Raw genomic sequence first — 1,932 nt, 5'->3', positions numbered from 1 at the left:
AATGTAGCTGCTTCAGCCATTCTCATTAACAATTCTTATTGCGGTGACCAGGTACGTTTCGGAGTAGGGCTGAACTGAGAACCAGATTTGCTTCACTCTCCGGGAGGTAGGTGTGACGAAGGTAGGCAAGCCCTTCCGGGGTGATCCAGAGTTCGTTCACCTTGGTTTCGGCTTGAATGAGGCCCCGGTGGCGAAGGGATTGCCGAATGGGCTGGCGATCGCCTAGTGGCAGCTTCGCTTGACTAGGGGTTAAGTACCCAGAGATGGCCTGACGCAGGAGATCGCGATCGCGCTCATCCACAGGCAAATCCGTTGATTGTAGTTTGAGAAGTGCTTTACCAGGGGGAGTCGTTCTAAATCGTAGGATCGTTTCTGAATAGGCGACAAAACCGCGATCGCACAGTTGACGGATGGCGCGATCGCGATCGCTGGATTTACCCCCACTCGTAAGCTGGGATAGGGCAGTGCGATAGTCAGGGGGATGTCCTAGCAAGTCGAGCAGAATCTTAAGCTCACTAACCTCCATGCGATCGCCTCGTAGAATTGTAATCACTCTGTTTGCGCCACACTAATGCTAAACCTTTGCCTGGGCCTCATCCTCCACGGACGGAGGGGCGATCGCCCACTCTGTGTGCGGTTTACTCGAGTGCCACCACTCTTTCAGTGGAGCCGGAAGCTTATCCCAATACAGCGTGATCACATGGGGTTCCGTCGTCGCTTCCTGCCCCAGAATCACCACGCAATAGGACGGTGCATTGCGAGTGGCCATATCCGGCACAAACCGCCGCCCAATTCGCCGCCAACTGGGTTCCTTGCCCCGCCACTGAATCCGACAGCACGGCCAGGGGAGTTCTTCCCGGTCGTATAGTCGGCAGCAGGGGCCAATCACGCGATAGCAGAAGTGCCCACCAAGGCTATAGAATGTGTCGCCATGTTGGAACGGATGGTGCATGGCTAGTCTTCAGTTGCAACCTAAACGACACCCAACAGCTTACAGTCTGGTTTCGCTAGAAACCAAGGTTTTCAGGTATTCGGTATTCACACCCGATTCGCGAGGAAGCGCGATTTTCCCGGTGCGGGCAATTTCCCGAATCCCAAAGCGATTTAAAACCTGCTCAATGGCGACCATTTTTCCTGGATCACCAACGACTTCTAGGGTGAGAGAATCTTCAGCCACGTCTACAACCCGCGCCCGAAAGATTTGCGCTAGCTCAATAATTTCTGAACGGTTAGAGCTAGTGGCGTTGACTTTCAGCAGCATCAATTCTCGTTCAACGCAGGGCACTTCGGTGATGTCCTGCACTTTGATGACGTTGATGAGTTTGTAGAGCTGTTTGGTAATTTGCTCGATTACGTGATCGTCACCTGAAACCACCATCGTGATGCGGGAGGCGGTGGACTGTTCAGCGTGACCCACAGCAAGACTTTCGATATTAAAACCGCGTCGGGCAAACAAACCCGCGATGCGGGTCAGAACTCCCGCTTCATCTTCAACTAGAACCGATAATGTGTGTTTCATAGGAGCGTGCGTTGTGTCTACGTGCAGGTGAAAAGCTCAGTTTAACGAAGGTTGGCGAGCGGCACATGGAGGACTCTCACCCCATGCCTTGTCTAGTCTCGCATTTTGAGGCAGTGGATGTGGAGTTGTTGCTGTGAATTGTTTGAAAATGATGAGATTCGATTTTATCCCGATACGGGGCGATCGCAAAAGTCTAAGCTGAGAGTCTCTCGGCCTCAAGAGTCTCCGTCAATTCGCAGTAGGATTAGGATGAATGGGGCGATCGCATCATGGACACGCCCCTATCTAACCCCACCTTGAACCCTCAAAACAGTGACCATGCCCGACATCCTATGGGTTCCTCAGCCCACCAATGACGGTTCCTTCACCTTCTTTTCCGATGAATTTGGTGAAGCGTTCCACAGTCGCCAGGG

2 protein-coding genes and 1 pseudogene are annotated in these 1,932 nt (G+C 52.8%); all 3 read right to left on the bottom strand.

Translation table 11 applies throughout. The features are described 5' to 3' along the window. Positions 1-25: 25 nt before the first annotated feature. The 3 genes and pseudogenes from IGR76_10650 to ilvN all read right to left on the bottom strand — a co-directional run bounded on the left by IGR76_10650 (position 26) and on the right by ilvN (position 1,519). A complete protein-coding gene (locus IGR76_10650; protein ID MBF2078951.1) occupies positions 26-553 on the bottom strand; it encodes a hypothetical protein in 528 nt (175 codons plus the stop codon). A gap of 84 nt (positions 554-637) precedes the next feature. Beyond that, positions 638-952: pseudogene (locus tag IGR76_10645) on the bottom strand (hypothetical protein). 39 nt (positions 953-991) lie between these two features. Continuing rightward, the gene (ilvN, locus tag IGR76_10640) at positions 992-1,519 is read right to left on the bottom strand and encodes an acetolactate synthase small subunit (protein ID MBF2078950.1); all 528 of its coding nucleotides are present in this window, start codon (positions 1,517-1,519) and stop codon (positions 992-994) included. Positions 1,520-1,932 lie beyond the last annotated feature (413 nt).

This window comes from Synechococcales cyanobacterium T60_A2020_003 (genome assembly GCA_015272205.1).
In the GTDB taxonomy this organism is placed as follows: Bacteria; Cyanobacteriota; Cyanobacteriia; order RECH01; family RECH01; genus JACYMB01.
The sequence above is the reverse complement of the archived record's forward strand: the minus strand, read 5'-3'. Positions and strand labels throughout refer to the sequence as shown.